We start from the raw sequence: 15,925 nt of genomic DNA, 5'->3' as shown, positions 1-15,925 counted from the left end.
GGCCCTCAGCCTTGCCGATAGGGCAAGGCTGTACGCGCCTCTTCGGCATAGGCCAATACCCCTGCCCGTTCCTGCTGCAAAAACTCCAGCACAGCGCGGCGCAATCCCGGATGCAGCAGGTAATGCCAGGACCGGGTAATCACCGGCTCAAAGCCACGAATCAATTTGTGCTCACCTTGCGCACCGGCATCAAAGCGCTGCAGCCCTTCAGCAATGGCAAAGTCCATGCCCTGATAAAAGCAGGTCTCGAAATGCAGCCGGTCGAACTCGTCCAGGCACCCCCAGTAACGCCCATACAGACTGTCACCGCCGACCAGGCTGAAGGCCATGGCCACGTCGCGCCCGGCCTGGCGCGCCATCACCACACGGATCGCCGTCGGCATGCGCTCGGCGAGCAGGCTGAAGAACGAGCGGGTCAGATACGGTGCCCGACGACGCACGGCATAAGTGTTGGCGTAGCAGGCAAAAACGAAGTCCCATTGCGCCTCGCTCAGTTCATCACCCCGGTACCAGCGAAACTCGATGCCCTGCCCCGCCACCTGTTCACGTTCCTTGCGCATCTGCTTGCGCTTGCGTGAACTGAGGTTGTCGAGAAAGTCCTGGAAGTCCCGATAGCCCTGGTTGCGCCAGTGAAACTGACAGCCCAGGCGCTCCATCCAGCCTTCGCGAGCGCCGATCACGGCGTCAGCATCGGCATCGGTGAAGTTGATATGTGCGCCTGAAAAGCCCTGCTCCAACAGCGCGTCAGTTAGCTGATCAAGCAGTTTGCCAGTGGCCTGAGCATCGCCCAACAGTCGCGAACCGCCGACCGGCGAAAACGGCACGGCACACAGCAATTTGGGGTAATAGGCAATGCCCGCCCGCTCGCAGGCATCGGCCCAACCATGATCGAAGACGTACTCGCCAAACGAATGGGTCTTGATGTAGGCCGGCATGGCTGCCTGCAACTGCCCGCAAGCATCGGTCAGCAACCGATGCGCTGGCGTCCAGCCGGTGCGTTTGCTGACGCTACCGCTGTCCTCCAGGCTGCTGAGGAATGCATGGCGCAAAAACGGTTGCTCGCCCGGCACCAGGGCGTCCCAGGTGGCAGGTGCGAGTTCGGCTAGCTGTGACAGGATAAGGGTAGGCATTGGCGCAGTCTGCCTCGTCACGCCGACGAAAAAAAGCCCCGCGGGTGCGGGGCTGAAGATCTAACGGATGAGGAGCGGTGTTGCTTAGAACACGTACTGCGCGCGCATGACGAAACCGTCACCGCTGTCGTCGCCGGCAGCGTTCTCGGCATTGTCGACCTTGGTTTTGACGTACACACCGCTGAGCTTGATCGACTCGTTGGCGTACCAGTTCACACCCACGTTGTGCACTTTGGCTTCCACATCGCCGATATCGGCAAATGCACCATTGTCATCGTCAGTGCTCAGGTGGTCGTAACGGTAGAAGAGTTCCCAGGCACCGATCTGCTTGTTCTGCGGTTTGATGCCGTCGAATTTGCCCAGCTTGTAGCCGCGCGCTTCACCGGTAAGGGTGTAGGCCAGTTGGCCGTAGTAGCCTTCGGACTTGATGTCGGAGAACGCATCATCGTCGGCTTGCGTGTCACGCTTGATGTACTCACCCTGTACCGAGAACGGGCCCATGGCCCAGGCCGCTTCCAGGTTCCAGGCCTTGTCGGTGTCGTAGGCACCGGCCGGGGTGTTGTTGGCGCCACCGAGGACCAGACGGTTGCCATTGTCACCGGCATCCTGGCCACCGTCGGTGCTCACACCACGCATGCCCAGACGGCTGCGGATCCGGCCATCGAATGCAGTGTCGGAAAGGTCGCGCTGGGCGTAGTTGATACCCAGGTGCAGAACGTTGCCAGCTTCATGCATCGGCGCGAAAACGCCGCGCAGGTTGAACTGCTTGGTGCTGTCGCCATCCTTGTCCTGGTTGGTCGCGTCTTTGGCGAACACGCCCACCGAACCGTACAGCGAGTCGCCGGCGTTGCCGGAGGCCTGCAGGCCCATGCCGCCGTTGTGCGAGTTGGTCCAGTCGACCAGATCGTAGGCTGCGGTACGTTCCTGAGCCGTTACCCACTTGGAGCTAGTGGCTTTTTCCAGACCGAATTCAGGGTCGAAACGGCCGACCTTGATCGACACCGGCTTGAAGCCGTTGTAAGCCAGGGAGGCTTCATCGAAGTAGCCATCTTCGGAACGGTTGTCACCGCCGGAGTTGTGCGAGAAGTCGTAAGCAATCTGGTAGGCCCAGTCGGTGTACATCACCCCGCCCAGTTCCAGGTAAGCACGACGGAAGTAACCGGCGTCGGCAGTGTTGCCATTTTTGGTGTAGAAACCGTCAAAACTGCTGTAGTCAGCCTGAACACGACCGCCCAGCTTGAAGCTGAATTCCTTGTCGGTGGTAGCGACCTCGAGGCCACCCTTGGTCTTGACTACGATATCGGCGCCGTCGGTGGTCACGGTACCCGCAAAAGCCTGGGCGGTAACGGCCATGGCCAAGGCGCTGGCTGCGAAACCTGCGAAGTGCTTACGGATCATCGAAGAAGCTCCCCTACTTTATGGTCTTGATAATATTGAAAAAACACGCGGCTTGAGCCACTTGTGCTGGGGAGGAATCTTGGCGGGGGGTTATGTCAGATCAGTGGCTTTTATATAAATGTTTTGTTACAGGGGAACTTTTTACTTCGAATAAGAATAAGCTGGAAAGCCCCGTTGCAGGGCCTTCCAGTGCGATTTTCAGGGTTTGTCGTGGGTCCCATGGGCCGCCGTCATGCGCTGGACGATTTCGTCAACATCGTCTACCGGGGCTTCCGGCAGCGCCTTGATCGTCGCCTGGGCCAAACGCATCTGCTTGATGAACCGTCGGCAATTTTTGCAAAACAACAGGTGTTGGCGAGCCAGCAGTTTTTCACCCAGATCGAGTTGTCCATCCAGGTAATCGCTTGAGCGGGCGACAAGTTCCTTGCAAGTCAGCATTGGCCGGTTTCCTCGAAATGTTCCAGGGTCGCGAAGACCTTCAGCCGTGCCCGGTGCAGCAGCACGCGGACATTGGAGAGCGAAATATCGAGAAGATTACAGATTTGTTCCAGCTCCAGTCCCTGGCGTTCGCGCAACACCAAGACGCTGCTCTGCAGTTCAGACAGGCTGAGCAAGGTGTGCTCCAGGCACTCGCGCAACTCATCCTGGCTGAGCAAGGCTTCAGGGGAGTCTTCATGCCAGGCCGAAGGCGCCAACAACCAGTGGCCATCGCCAGCGAAGCGCTCATCGCCGACGCTGCCATGTGGTGCAGGCAGATCGTCGAGCAGTACTTCCCGGCGGTTCTGTTTGTAGCGGTTTTTTGCCGTGTTGGCCGTGATGGTCAGCAGCCAGGTCTTGAGACTGGAGCGCTGCTGGAATCCGGCCAGGTTGCGTACCACCGCCAGCCAGGCATCCTGCACCACCTCATCGGCATTGCGGCTGCCGACAATGGCATAAGCCACCGCGCGCATGGCGCCCTGATAGGTGTCGACCAGTTCCTTGAAAGCCGGTTGCTCACCCGCGAGCAGCCGTTCGAGCAAGCGGCCTTGTTCTTCGCCCATTATCGCCATCCATCCGTCGTTGTGTCGGTAGAGTTCGATTAGACGGTTTTGTTACAAATGCAGCCAGCAACAAAAGGGACGTCCTCTGTGAGGCACGTCCTTTTGTATCGAGGTAAACCGTCTTACTGCTGCCAGACGGTTCGCAGGCCTCAGCGCTTGCGCAGGATCACGCTACCAATGGAATAGCCGGCACCGAAGGAGCTGAGTACGCCCAGAGCGCCTGTTGCCAGATCGTCCTGATGTTTGTGCAGGGCGATCACCGAGCCGGCCGAACTGGTGTTGGCGTAACTGTCGAGAATCACCGGTGCTTCTTCTTCCAGGGCGTCGCGACCGAGCAGCTTCTTGACGATCAGGTGGTTCATGCTCAGGTTGGCCTGGTGCAGCCAGAAGCGCTTGACGTCGCTGACAGCGATGTTGTTTTCGGCCAGGTGCTGACCAATCAGTTCGGCCACCATCGGACAGACTTCGCGGAACACCTTGCGGCCTTCCTGGACGAAGAGTTTGTCCGGGGCGCCGATACCCTCTTCAGCCGCCCGGTTGAGGAAGCCGAAGTTGTTGCGGATATTGTTGGAGAACTGGGTCAGCAGCTTGGTGCTGACGATGTCGAACTGATGCGCCGAGGTGGCCAGGTCGGCACGCTCTACCAGCACCGCGGTGGCCGCATCGCCGAAGATGAAGTGGCTGTCACGGTCACGGAAGTTCAGGTGGCCGGTGCAGATTTCCGGGCTGATCACCAGAATCGCGCGGGCCTGACCCAGTTGCACGCTGTTGCAGGCGGTCTGGATGCCAAAGGTGGCCGAAGAGCAGGCGACATTCATGTCGAAGCCGAAGCCGTTGATGCCCAGGGCCTGCTGCACTTCGATGGCAATTGCCGGGTACGGGCGCTGCAGGTTGGAGCAGGCGACAATTACCGCATCGACATCGGCAGCGGTACGGCCCGCGCGTTGCAGCGCCTGTTCGGCAGCCGCCACAGCCATCTGGCAGAGAACCGACGGCTCGTCGTTGGAGCGCTCCGGCAGGCGTGGCTTCATGCGTTGCGGGTCGAGGATGCCGTCTTTGTCCATGACAAAGCGGCTCTTGATCCCCGAGGCTTTTTCGATGAAGGCGGCGCTGGATTCGGCCAGGGCCTGCACGTCACCACGCTCGATGGCCTCGGCGTTGTCCGCGTTGAACTGCTGTACATAGGCGTTGAAGGACTCCACCAGCTCTTCGTTGGAAATGCTGTTGGCCGGGGTGTACAGGCCGGTGCCGCTGATGACGACGTTATGCACGGTCGTTCCTCTGTTCAGGGGCCGATGCCCACCGGGCGACGGCCTGTTCGATTCGGTCAGCTGGCACGAACGTACCAACTCTTACACACAATAATCCCGTCAGCGGGAGCGCTGCAGGGCACCTCATTCGGTAAGCGCTGCTGCCGGCAAGGTGGGCGCGACAGCGGCGAATATCGGTCAAGTGTGCCACATCTGCAGCCGTTTAGGCTTCTACCTGACTCCACTGTTTGCTGAGTCGTTTGTCCGAAACCGGCACCTTGGTACCGAGCTGCTGAGCAAACAGCGAAACCCGGTATTCTTCCAGCCACCAGCGGTACAGGGTCAGTTGATCGTCACGTTTGCCCTCTTGGGCATGCTTGTCGGCGCGCGCCTTGTACTGGGTCCACAGATTGCCCAGCTCACCGCTCCAGACCCGGTCCTTCTGCACCTGGGAGCCGAGTTTCTCCAGGCGCAACTCGATGGCCTTGAGGTAGCGCGGCAGCTCCTTGAGCCACAGCCCCGGGGTTTCGCGGACGAAGCCCGGATAGACCAGGTTGCTCAGCTGCTGCTTGATGTCATTGAGCGCCACGGCCTGGGCCAGGTCGATCTTGCCCTTGAAGCGTTTCTGCAGACCGTGCCAGAGCTTGAGGATCTCCAGGGTCAGGCGTGCCAGGCGTTCGGCGTGCTCGGTCCAACTGCCGCGCTTGCGCTCGGCCAGGGAAGCCAGGCCGGCACCATCGCGAGGCAGGTTCTCTTCACCTTCGAGAATGCAGCTATCGAGGCTGGCCAGAAGGATATCCTCGACCAAGGCTTCGATACGCCCCAACTCGCGGTACAGCAAACCCAGCTCAGTCAGCCCCGGAAGCTTGCCACGCAGGAACTTGGCCGGCTCGGCCAGTTGCTGCAGGAGCAGGCGCTGCAGGGCGCGGCGGTGCTGGAACTCGGCCTCGGCCTGGGTCGAGAAACGCCCTTCCTTGACCGTACCGTTTTCTTCCACCAAGGCCGGGTACACCGTCATCGACAGCCCGGCGATCTTCTGCTGGGCGCTCTCGGCGACCTGGGCAAAGGCCTTGGCCTGTACCGGCTGCTGGCTCTTCTCGGTCTGCGGCACAGCCAGTGCGGCCTGGCTGGCAGCGGCAAAACGGGCGGTCAACTCGGTCAGGTCGCGGCCTTCGCCGAGGAATTTACCCTGACCATCGACCACTTCCAGGTTCATCTTCAGGTGGTTGTCCACCTGCCCGGCCGCTTCGGCCCAGGCTTCATCGCTGACCCGTGCGCCAGTCATGCGCAGCAGCTCGCGGCCCAGGGCCTGCGGCAGCGAGCCCTCGGCGAAGGTCATGCGCTGCAACGCCGCCTTGACGAAGTCCGGGACCGGTACGAAGTTCTTGCGCAGGGCCTTGGGCAGGTTGCGCACCAGAGCAATGCATTTGGCTTCGAGCAAGCCGGGCACCAGCCACTCCAGGCGCTCACCCGGCAAGCTTGGCAGCAACGGTGCCGGCACCCGCACAGTAACGCCGTCACGCGGATGGTTGGGCTCGAAGTGATAACTCAAGGCCAGGCTCAAGTCGCCCAGGCGCAAGGTATCGGGATACTGCGCCGCGGTGACTTCGCTGGCTTCACGCGCCAGCACATCCTCTTCGCGCATGATCAGCAGTTGCGGGTCTTTCTGGCTGTTGACCCGGTACCAGCTGTCGAAAGTCGCCGTCTGATGAATCTCGGCCGGCAAACGTGCTTCATAGAAGCCATATAAAGTCTCGTCATCGGCGAGGATATCGCGGCGCCGGGCCTTGGCCTCCAGCTCGTCGAGCTGTTCGAGCAGACGGCGGTTGGCGCTCAGGCACTTGGCCTTCGACTGAATCTCGCCACCCACCAGCGCTTCGCGGATGAACAGCTCGCGGGACATCACCGGGTCGATCGGCCCGAAGTGCACCGGCCGGCGACCGACCACGATCAGGCCATACAGCGTGACCTGTTCGTAAGCCACCACCTGGCCGCGCTTCTTCTCCCAGTGCGGCTCGAAATGGTTCTTCTTGATCAGGTGAGTGGCCAGCGGCTCGATCCAGTCCGGTTCGATCTTGGCCACCATGCGTGCATAGAGCTTGGTGGTTTCGACCAGCTCGGCGGTCATGATCCACTGCGGGCGCTTCTTGCCCAGCCCCGACGACGGATGTACCCAGAAACGCCGCTGACGGGCGCCGAGGTAGTCACCGTCTTCGGTCTTCTGGCCGATCTGGCTGAGCAGGCCGGAAAGAATCGCCTTGTGCAGTTTCGGGTAGTCGGCCGGCTCTTTGTTGATGCTCAACTGCAGGTCGCGGCAGATCAGGCTCAACTGCCGATGGGCATCGCGCCATTCACGCAGGCGCAGATAATTGAGGAAGTTTTTCCGGCACCAGTTGCGCAGCGGGCTGGCGGTCAGGGCCAGGCGCTGCTCTTCGAAACCACGCCACAGATTGACCAGCGCGGCAAAGTCCGAGTCGGCATCTTTCCACTGTGCATGCGCCTGATCGGCGGCTTGCTGACGCTCCGGCGGCCGCTCGCGCGGATCCTGCACCGACAAGGCACTGGCGACGATCAACAACTCGTTGAGGCTGCCCTGCTTGGCACCTTCGAGCAGCATGCGTCCCAGTCGCGGGTCGACCGGCAGGCGCGCCAGCTGACGTCCAAGCGGGGTCAACTGGTTCTCGCGGTTGACCGCCGAAAGCTCCTGCAACAGGTTGAAGCCATCGCTGATCGCCTTGCCATCCGGCGGCTCGATAAACGGGAAGGCGTCGATCTCACCCAGGCGCAGGTGCAGCATCTGCAGGATTACCGCTGCGAGGTTGGTTCGCAGGATCTCCGGGTCGGTAAAGGCTGGCCGTGCATTGAAGTCTTCTTCGCTGTACAGGCGTACGCAAATGCCCGGTTCGACCCGGCCACAGCGGCCCTTGCGCTGGTTGGCACTGGCCTGTGACACCGCCTCGATGGGCAAACGCTGGACCTTGGCGCGGTAGCTGTAGCGGCTGATCCGCGCGGTGCCGCTGTCGATCACATAGCGGATACCCGGTACCGTCAACGAGGTTTCCGCGACGTTGGTCGCCAGCACCACGCGCCGACCGGGGTGGGACTGGAAAATCTTCTGCTGCTCGGCTGGCGACAGCCGCGCATACAGCGGCAGGATCTCGGTGTGCCGCAGCTGCGCCTTGCGCAACATTTCCGCGGCGTCGCGAATCTCGCGCTCGCCGGGCAGGAACACCAGCACGTCCCCCGGCCCCTTGCCCTGGCTGCGCTCATGGGCGGCAATCTCGTCGAGGGTGGCGAGAATCGCCTGGTCAACCGTGAGATCATCCTCGACGCGGTTGCCCTCCTCGTCCTGCTCGCTGGTCAACGGCCGATACCAGGTTTCCACCGGGTAGGTACGACCGGAGACTTCGATGATCGGCGCGTCGTTGAAGTGTTTGGAGAAACGCTCCAGATCGATGGTCGCCGAGGTGATAATCACCTTGAGGTCCGGACGCCGCGGCAGCAGGGTTTTCAGGTAACCGAGCAGAAAGTCGATGTTCAGGCTGCGTTCGTGCGCTTCGTCGACGATGATGGTGTCGTAACGCTCGAGAAAACGGTCGTGCTGGGTTTCGGCCAGGAGAATACCGTCGGTCATCAGCTTGACCAGGGTATTGGCGTCGCTCTGGTCTTCGAAGCGCACCTGGTAACCGACCAGCGCCCCCAGCGGCGTGCCCAACTCTTCGGCCACCCGGGTGGCAACACTGCGCGCCGCGATCCGCCGCGGCTGGGTGTGGGCAATCAGGCCATGCTGGCCACGCCCCAGCTCCAGGCAGATCTTCGGCAACTGGGTGGTTTTACCCGAGCCAGTTTCACCAGCAATGATCAGCACCTGATGTGCGGCGAGGACTTTCTTGATTTCGTCACGCTTGGCGGCGATCGGCAGGCTGTCATCGTAACGAATGCTCGGCACACTGGCCTTGCGCGCAGTGACCTGGGCACAGGAGGCCTGCACCTTGTCGACCCACTGGGCCAGCTTCGCCTCGTCCGGGCGCTTGCGCAGTTCATGCAGCTGCCGACGCAGGCGGTGGCGCTCGGCAATCATGGCGTGGTCGAGGTTTTTCAGCAGTTGATCGATAGCGTGGTCAGTCATGGGGGCTTTTAGTTGTGCAGGTGAGCCTGCTTTTTCATGATCGGCATGGGAAGGGCTGCGATTGTCGCAGATTTGCCCCCGCTCGGCACGGTCGCGGGTAGGCGGATGATTGTTTAGCGGCAGGCAACCTGAAGGTATACAAAGGCTGATTTAATGAACCTTCACTGGCGTGGGAGTATCCCGGCATGACTTCGCCCCTGTGCATGCCCCGTCCGCTGTTGCCGCCTTCGTTCCCGAAGGTGCGGGCTCGCTCCGGGGAAAACCCGCTGGTTCACATCATCCTCGCCTTCTGGGCCTTGTGGCACTGCCGCCATGCCCGCCCACCCGATGCATTTCTCGCCCTAGACTGAATATATCGGCCAGCCCTGGCCTACCTGTCCATGACTGTCGCCCTCCGGCGCAGACAGTCCTGAGCGCCTGACGGCGCGAGCGAGCACTGCATGCAATTTGCCCCCATCGAACAGGCCCGAACATTCCTGGCTGACAACCCCGATATCGAGATGATCGAGCTGTTCATCCTCGATGCCAACGGCGTACCACGCGGCAAGCTGTTGCACCGCGAGGAACTGCTGGCGGTGTATGAAAGCGGTCGCCCCCTGCCCAGCACCATTCTCGGCCTGACCCTCAATGGCGACGATGTGGAAAACTCAGGGCTGGTGTGGGACGTCGGTGATATCGACTGCCGCGCCTATCCGCTGGAAAACAGCCTGGTGCGCTTGCCCTGGCGGCAGATTCCGACTGCAGCAGTGCAGGTCAGCATGCACCCCACTGAAGGCTTGCCAGCCACCATCGCCGACCCGCGCCATCTGCTGGTCAAGGTCATCGATGCGCTCAAAGCCGAGGGTTACCACCCGGTCATGGCCTGCGAGCTGGAGTTCTATCTGCTCGACCAGAAACGCGACCACCACGGCCGCCCGCAAGCGGCACTGGACAGCGACGGCGGACGTCCGCGCGGCACCCAGGTCTATGGTTTGCGCGAGCTGGAACAGATCGAGCCTTTCCTCGCCGACCTCTACAGCGCCTGCAAGGCCCAGGGCATCCCGGCACGTACGGCGATTTCCGAGTACGCCCCGGGTCAGGTCGAAATCACCCTGGAGCATGGCGATGCCCTGCTGGCCATGGACCAGGCCGTGCGCTACAAGCGCCTGGTCAAAGGCGTGGCACACAAGCACGGCATGCAGGCCTGCTTCATGGCCAAACCCTTCGATCACCTGGCCGGCACCGGCATGCACATGCATGTGAGCCTGGCCGATGCCCAGGGCAACAACCTGTTCGCCAGCGAAGACAAGGCCGGCACACCGCTGCTGCGTCACGCCGTGGCCGGCATGCTCAAGCACTTGCTCGATTCGTTACTGCTGTTCTGCCCTAACGCCAACTCCTACCGCCGCTTCCAGGCCAACAGCTATGCACCGCTGGCGCCGACCTGGGGGGTCGACAACCGCACCGTGAGCCTGCGCGTACCCGGCGGTCCGGCCAACAGCCGGCACATCGAACATCGCATCTGTGGCGCCGACGCCAACCCCTACCTGGCCGCCGCGGCAATTCTCGCCAGCCTGCATCAAGGCATCCGCCAGCAGCTGGATCCGGGCGCTCCGGTCGAAGGCAACGGCTATGCCCAGGCCAAGGAACTGCTGCCCACCGACTGGCTGACTTCGCTCAAGGCCCTGGAGGCCTCGGACTGGGCGCGTGAGGCGTTCGGCGAGGCTTTCCTCGGTGTCTACCTGGCGGTCAAACGTGCCGAGTACCGACAGTTCATGGCCGAAGTCGGCGAACAGGACTGGCGCTGGTACCTGACCCAGGCCTGATCCACTTTATTTTTGCGCCAAGGATTTTTTATGAACGCAGCCGTGAACACCGGCACCGCTCAACGCAGTGCCTCCTACTACACCGCCAGCCTCAACGACAGCACCCAGTACCCGACACTCAAAGGCACGGTCAAGGTCGACGTGGCGATCATCGGTGGCGGTTTTACCGGCGTGGCCAGTGCCGTCGAGCTGGCCGAGCGTGGCCTCAAGGTCGCCATTGTCGAAACCAACCGCATCGGCTGGGGCGCCAGCGGGCGCAACGGCGGCCAGGTCACCGGCAGCCTGTCGGGTGACGAGGCGATGCGCAAGCAGATGCGCGAAAAGCTTGGCGAGGACGTCGATGACTTCATCTGGCACCTGCGCTGGCGCGGGCACCAGATCATCGAACAGCGGGTCGCCCGCTACGGCATCAACTGCGACCTCAAGCGCGGTCACCTGCATGCGGCGATGAAGGCCTCGCACATGCATGAACTGCAGGCTTTCGCAGCCGAAGCGCAGCGCCGCGGCATGGGCGACCAGGTGCAGTTGCTCGATCGCAAGGCCATGGCCGAACACCTGCAAAGCCCACTGTATCTGGGCGCGCTGAAGAACCTGCGCAACCTGCACCTGCACCCGCTCAACCTGTGCCTGGGCGAAGCCCGTGCAGCCCATAGCCTGGGTGCGCTGATCTTCGAAAACTCCGAGGTGCTGGACATCGTCCATGGCGAACAGCCGGCGGTGGTTACCGCGCAAGGACGGGTCGAAGCCAAGCAGATCCTGCTGGCCGGTGACGTCTACCACAAACTGGAAAAGCGCCAGCTCAAGGGCAAGATTTTCCCGGCCATGGGCGGCATCGTGACCACCGCGCCGCTGGGTGAACTGGCCGCGCAGATCAATCCGCAAGATCTGGCGGTGTATGACTGCCGCTTTGTCCTCGATTACTACCGCCTGACTGCCGACGGCCGCCTGCTGTTCGGCGGTGGCGCCAACTATTCAGGTCGCGACTCGCGGGATATCGCTGGCGAGTTGCGCCCGTGCATCGAGCGCACCTTCCCGGCACTCAAGGGCGTGCCGATCGAGTTCCAGTGGAGTTGCGCCATGGGTATCGTGGTCAACCGCATTCCGCAGCTGGGCAAGCTTTCCGACAATGTCTGGTACTGCCAGGGTTACTCCGGGCACGGTATTGCCACCAGCCACATCATGGGTGAAATCATGGCTGAGGCACTGACCGGGACGTTGGAGAAATTCGATACCTTTGCCGGCTGCAAACACATCAAGGTGCCGATGGGCGATGTGCTGGGCAATCCTTTGCTGGCGGCGGGGATGTGGTATTACCAGATGCTTGAGAAGTTGCGCTGAGGGTAAAAGCATCGCGGGGCAAGCCCGCTCCCACAGGGATTCAATAACCCTGGTGGGAGCGGGCTTGCCCCGCGATCACAGACTCAAGCGATCTTCTTCAGACCGAGCTTTTTCAGCTCTTCATCACGCAGCTCGCGACGCAGGATCTTGCCGACGTTGGTGGTCGGCAGTGCATCACGGAACTCGATGAAACGCGGTACCTTGTAGCCGGTGACATTGGCACGCATGTGCTCCATCACCTGCTCTTTGGTCAGGGTCACCCCAGGCCGGGCAACGATGAACAGCTTGATCACTTCACCGGATTTCTCGTCCGGTACGCCAATGGCCGCACACTGCAACACGCCCGGCAACGCAGCCAGCACGTCTTCAAGCTCGTTGGGATAGACGTTGAATCCGGACACCAGAATCATGTCTTTCTTACGGTCGACAATCCGCATGTAGCCGTCAGGCTGGATCAGGGCGATGTCACCGGTCTTCAACCAGCCTTCGCTGTCAAGGATCTCGGTGGTCGCATCCTGGCGCTGCCAGTAGCCCTTCATCACTTGCGGGCCTTTGACGCACAACTCACCGACTTCACCCAGCGGCAGTTCGACACCTTCATCATTGATGATCTTGCACAGGGTCGAAGGCACCGGAATACCGATGGTACCGATCTGGTTCTGCTCGGCCGGGTTGACCGCTGCCACCGGGCTGGTTTCGGTCATGCCGTAACCTTCGCAGATCGCGCAGCCAGTCACCGCTTTCCAGCGCTCGGCGACACTCATCTGCAGGGCCATGCCGCCCGACAGGGTAATCTTCAGTCCCGAGAAATCCAGCTTGCGGAAGTTTTCGTTGTTGCACAGGGCAACGAACAAGGTGTTCAGCCCGACAAAGCCGCTGAACTTCCACTTCGACAACTCCTTGACCATCGCCGGCAAGTCGCGCGGGTTGCTGATCAGGATGTTGTGGTTGCCGATCAGCATCATTGCCATGCAATGAAAGGTGAAGGCATAGATGTGGTACAGCGGCAGCGGGGTGATCAGGATCTCGCAACCTTCATTGAGGTTGGAGCCCATCAGCGCCCGGCACTGCAGCATATTGGCTACCAGGTTACGGTGGGTCAGCATCGCGCCCTTGGCCACCCCAGTAGTGCCGCCGGTGTACTGCAACACAGCCACATCATTGCTGTCGGGGCTGGCTTCTTTCACCGGCTGGCCGGCGCCCTTGCTCAATACATCATTGAACTTCAGCGCTTTGGGCAAGTGGTAGGCCGGGACCATTTTCTTCACGTACTTGATCACGCTGTTGATCAACAGGCGCTTTACCGGTGGCAGCAGATCGGCCACTTCGGTGACAATAACGTGCTTGATCTGGGTCTTGGGCACCACCTTTTCCGCCAGGTGCGCCATGTTGGCCAGACATACCAGTGCTTTGGCGCCGGAGTCATTGAACTGGTGCTCCAGTTCCCGCGCGGTATACAACGGGTTGGTGTTCACCACGATCAGGCCGGCACGCATGGCACCGAATACGGCAACCGGATACTGCAGCACGTTGGGCAGTTGCACGGCAATACGGTCACCAGGCTGCAGGTCGGTATGTTGTTGCAGGTAAGCCGCAAACGCCCCCGACAACTCGTACAGCTGGCCGTAGGTAAGAGTTTTGCCCAGGTTGCTAAAGGCTGGTTTGTCAGCAAAGCGTTGGCAGGACTGTTTCAATACTGCCTGGATATTCGGGTACTCATCAGGGTTGATTTGCGCCGCAACCCCGGCTGGGTACTTATCCTTCCAAAAATTTTCGATCATGGAAGCCCACTCCTCCAGCACCAGCGAATTCTTCACCGCAGTCGATGCGATTATTATTGATATAAGATTACGGTTTATTGCAAAGCCGATCATCAGAAGCGGGCCGAGATTAGCAGCTTTGCACAGGGTCGCCTAGAGCTAAAGCAGCCCAAACAGTCACAAAAATGACTCTTGATAATGCAATGGTCATTTTTAGAGTAAAAAACCTAAACATCCGATTTGTGCGAGCTTTCTGTGGGAGCGGGCTTGCCCCGCGATGCGATGTGTCAGGTACATCGCATCGCGGGGCAAGCCCGCTCCCACCCTGAACGTCAGGCGATGTCGCGCAGCTCCCGACGCAGGATCTTGCCCACTGCCGTCATCGGTAACGAATCGCGTAGCACGATGTGCTTGGGCACTTTGTAGCCGGTGAAGTTGGCCTTGCAGTAAGCCTTCAGCTCTTCAAGACTCACCCCGCCTTCACGCGCCACCACAAACAGCTTCACGGCTTCGCCGGAGCGCTCGTCCGGAATGCCGATTACCGCGCAGTTGGCGACTTGCGGATGGCCCATGACGACCTCTTCGATCTCGTTCGGGTACACGTTGAAACCGGACACAATGATCATGTCCTTCTTGCGATCGACAATCCGGGTAAAACCATCCGGATCGATCACCGCAATGTCACCGGTCTTGAACCAGCCCTCGCTATCAAGCGCCTCGGCCGTAGCCTCAGGGTGCTGCCAGTAGCCCTTCATCACTTGCGGACCTTTGATGCACAACTCGCCACGCTCGCCCATCGGCTGCTCGTGGCCTTCATCGTCGATGACCTTGAAGGCTGTACCCGGCACTGGAATACCCACTGTGCCCAGGCGCGCGAGCTTGCCATACGGATTGGTGCTGGCCACCGGCGAAGTTTCCGTCAGCCCATAGCCTTCGACAATGCGGCAACCCGTCAGGCTTTCCCAGCGCTCGGCGGTGGCGGTCACCAGCGCCGTACCACCGGAGTTGGTGACTTTCAGGGCAGAGAAATCCAGGTGCTTGAATTCCGGGTGATTCATCAGCGCCACGAACAAGGTGTTCAGGCCGAGAAGCCCGGAGAATTTCCACTTTTTCAGCTCTTTGATAAAGCCGGGAATGTCTCGCGGATTGGTGATCAGCACGTTGTGGTTGCCGGTCACCATCATGCACATGCAGTTCGCGGTAAAGGCATAGATATGGTAGAGCGGCAGCGGTGCGATCATCACCTCCTGGCCCTCCTTGATCAGCCGCTGGCCATCGTCCCCATGCTGGGAGAAACACGCCAGTACCTGAAGCATGTTGGCCACCAGGTTGCCGTGGGTCAGCATCGCGCCCTTGGCAAGGCCGGTGGTGCCACCGGTGTACTGCAGCACGGCGATAGTATCGAGGCTCAGCGCAACCTGCTTGGGCACCATGCCACGCCCCTGGCTCAGCGCGCTCTTGAAGGACACAGCCTGGGGCAAGTGGTAGTCCGGGACCATCTTCTTGACCTTGGCGACAATGGTGTTGACCAGCCAGCCCTTGGCCGTCGGCAGCATATCGCCCATCTTCGCCTCGATGAGGAATTCGATACCGGTATCGGGCAGTACCTCCTGCACCAGTTTGCCGAACATGTTCAGGTAGACCAGCGCCCGGGCCCCGGAATCCTTGAATTGATGACGCATCTCGCGAGCGGTATACAGCGGGTTGGTGTTGACCACGATCAGCCCGGCGCGCAAGGCACCGAACACCGCGATCGGATACTGCAACACATTGGGCATCTGCACCGCGATACGGTCGCCCGGCAGCAGATCGGTGTGTTGCTGCAGATAGGCGGCAAAGGCCGCCGAGTGACGATCCAGCTCGGCGTAGGTCATCGTCACACCGAGATTGCTGAACGCCGGGCGGTCAGCGAATTTCTTGCACGAGCGTTCGAACACTTCGACCACAGACTTGTAAGCATTCATGTCAATGTTCGAAGGAACGCCTGCCGGGCGCTTGTCATTCCAGAAATCAGCCTGCATTTATTCTTGTCCTCATACCTGAGCCGTTCCGGTCCCCTTGCCTGCTTGGCGAAG

11 protein-coding genes are annotated in these 15,925 nt (G+C 60.8%); 3 read left to right on the top strand and 8 right to left on the bottom strand.

From position 1 onward, the window contains the following. Positions 1 to 5 precede the first annotated feature (5 nt). The 6 genes from NPS47_RS21825 to hrpA all read right to left on the bottom strand — a co-directional run bounded on the left by NPS47_RS21825 (position 6) and on the right by hrpA (position 8,947). Positions 6 to 1,130 carry a GNAT family N-acetyltransferase gene (locus tag NPS47_RS21825; RefSeq protein ID WP_274296845.1) on the bottom strand — a complete coding sequence of 375 codons (1,125 nt, stop codon included), beginning with the start codon at positions 1,128 to 1,130 and terminating at the stop codon, positions 6 to 8. Between the two features lie 84 nt (positions 1,131 to 1,214). After that, positions 1,215 to 2,528: an OprO/OprP family phosphate-selective porin gene (locus NPS47_RS21820; protein ID WP_274296844.1), complete on the bottom strand. Its 1,314-nt coding sequence runs from the start codon at positions 2,526 to 2,528 to the stop codon at positions 1,215 to 1,217. Positions 2,529 to 2,726: 198 nt separating this feature from the next. Next, positions 2,727 to 2,966 (bottom strand): anti-sigma factor family protein, encoded by a 240-nt coding sequence (locus NPS47_RS21815; protein WP_274296843.1) that lies wholly within the window; start codon positions 2,964 to 2,966, stop codon positions 2,727 to 2,729. After that, entirely contained in the window at positions 2,960 to 3,568 is a 609-nt protein-coding gene (locus NPS47_RS21810) for an RNA polymerase sigma factor (RefSeq protein ID WP_274296842.1), read from the bottom strand. Before NPS47_RS21810 ends, NPS47_RS21815 begins: the two co-directional genes overlap by 7 nt. A 149-nt stretch (positions 3,569 to 3,717) precedes the next feature. Continuing rightward, positions 3,718 to 4,839, bottom strand: a complete 1,122-nt coding sequence (locus tag NPS47_RS21805; protein ID WP_274296841.1) for a beta-ketoacyl-ACP synthase III — start codon at positions 4,837 to 4,839, stop codon at positions 3,718 to 3,720. Between the two features lie 202 nt (positions 4,840 to 5,041). Beyond that, positions 5,042 to 8,947, bottom strand: a complete 3,906-nt coding sequence (gene hrpA, locus NPS47_RS21800) for an ATP-dependent RNA helicase HrpA (protein ID WP_274296840.1) — start codon at positions 8,945 to 8,947, stop codon at positions 5,042 to 5,044. Positions 8,948 to 9,132: 185 nt separating this feature from the next. Here hrpA and NPS47_RS21795 point away from each other — a divergent pair, with 185 nt between their 5' ends. The 3 genes from NPS47_RS21795 (at position 9,133) to NPS47_RS21785 (ending at position 12,090) form a co-directional block, all read left to right on the top strand. Further along, positions 9,133 to 9,297 (top strand): hypothetical protein, encoded by a 165-nt coding sequence (locus NPS47_RS21795; protein ID WP_274296839.1) that lies wholly within the window; start codon positions 9,133 to 9,135, stop codon positions 9,295 to 9,297. A 90-nt stretch (positions 9,298 to 9,387) separates the two neighbouring features. After that, the gene (locus NPS47_RS21790) at positions 9,388 to 10,752 is read left to right on the top strand and encodes a glutamine synthetase family protein (protein WP_274296838.1); all 1,365 of its coding nucleotides are present in this window, start codon (positions 9,388 to 9,390) and stop codon (positions 10,750 to 10,752) included. A gap of 30 nt (positions 10,753 to 10,782) precedes the next feature. Beyond that, positions 10,783 to 12,090 (top strand): NAD(P)/FAD-dependent oxidoreductase, encoded by a 1,308-nt coding sequence (locus NPS47_RS21785; RefSeq protein WP_274296837.1) that lies wholly within the window; start codon positions 10,783 to 10,785, stop codon positions 12,088 to 12,090. Positions 12,091 to 12,173: 83 nt separating this feature from the next. Here the strand turns inward: NPS47_RS21785 and fadD1 are convergent, their stop codons facing one another. Further along, entirely contained in the window at positions 12,174 to 13,871 is a 1,698-nt protein-coding gene (gene fadD1, locus NPS47_RS21780; protein ID WP_274296836.1) for a long-chain-fatty-acid--CoA ligase FadD1, read from the bottom strand. Between the two features lie 311 nt (positions 13,872 to 14,182). After that, positions 14,183 to 15,871, bottom strand: coding sequence for a long-chain-fatty-acid--CoA ligase FadD2 (gene fadD2, locus NPS47_RS21775; RefSeq protein WP_274296835.1), 1,689 nt, complete (start codon positions 15,869 to 15,871; stop codon positions 14,183 to 14,185). Positions 15,872 to 15,925: the final 54 nt, after the last annotated feature.

The organism is Pseudomonas putida, assembly GCF_028682475.1.
In the GTDB taxonomy this organism is placed as follows: Bacteria; Pseudomonadota; Gammaproteobacteria; order Pseudomonadales; family Pseudomonadaceae; genus Aquipseudomonas; species Aquipseudomonas putida_AG.
This window is presented reverse-complemented; position numbering and strand designations above follow the sequence as displayed.